Source organism: Winogradskyella sp. A3E31, from assembly GCF_046720935.1.
GTDB lineage: Bacteria > Bacteroidota > Bacteroidia > Flavobacteriales > Flavobacteriaceae > Winogradskyella.
Genome location: NZ_JBHNWH010000026.1, coordinates 1 through 1,007, shown reverse-complemented (window position 1 = coordinate 1,007; position 1,007 = coordinate 1). Strand labels below are relative to the sequence as shown.

The window sequence follows — 1,007 nt, the reverse complement described above, 5'->3', positions numbered from 1 at the left end:
TCGATGATGACAATGAGATCAATGACGGTACGGACTTAAACGACCCATGTGACCCAATGCAACCAGCAGGTTACACAGGCTATGATAGCACAAATACAATCTGGCAGGCAGCGGATTGTGACGGTGATGGAGTGAGCAACGGTGATGAGTTTACCAATGGTACAGATCCATACAGCAATCCAGGTGATGCGGACGGTGATGGTATCGATGATGATACAGAGACCAATGACGGTACGGATTTAAACGACCCATGTGATCCAATGCAATCGGCAGGTTACACAGGTTATAATAGTAGCAATGCAATCTGGCAGTCAGCGGACTGTGATGGTGATAGTGTGACCAACGGTGACGAGTTCACCAACGGTACAGATCCATACAGCAATCCAGGTGATGCGGACGGTGACGGTATCGATGATGACAATGAGACCAATGACGGTACGGACGTAAACGACCCATGTGACCCAATGCAAGCTGTGGGTTATACAGGCTATGACAGCACAAATACGATCTGGCAGGCAGCGGACTGTGACGGTGATGGTGTGACCAACGGTGATGAGTTCACTAACGGTACGGACCCTTACAACAATCCAGGTGATACGGACGGTGACGGTATCGATGATGATACAGAGACCAATGACGGTACGGACCCTAACGACCCATGTGACCCAATGCAAGCTGTGGGTTATACAGGCTATGACAGCACAAATACGATCTGGCAGGCAGCGGACTGTGACGGTGATGGAGTGAGTAACGGTGATGAGTTCACCAATGGTACAGACCCATACAGCAATCCAGGTGATACGGACGGTGACGGTATCGATGATGACACTGAGACTACAAATGGAACTGATCCTAACGATCCATGTGACCCAATACAAGCTGTGGGTTATACAGGCTATGATAGCACAAATGCAATCTGGCAGACAGCGGACTGTGACGGTGATGGTGTGACCAACGGTGATGAGTTCACTAACGGTACGGACCCTTACAACAATCCAGGCGATACG

At 49.7% G+C, this 1,007-nt stretch carries 1 pseudogene; it reads left to right on the top strand.

The window, feature by feature from the left end:
• A pseudogene (locus tag ACFEMA_RS14700) lies at positions 1–1,007 on the top strand (hypothetical protein); the annotation flags it as partial.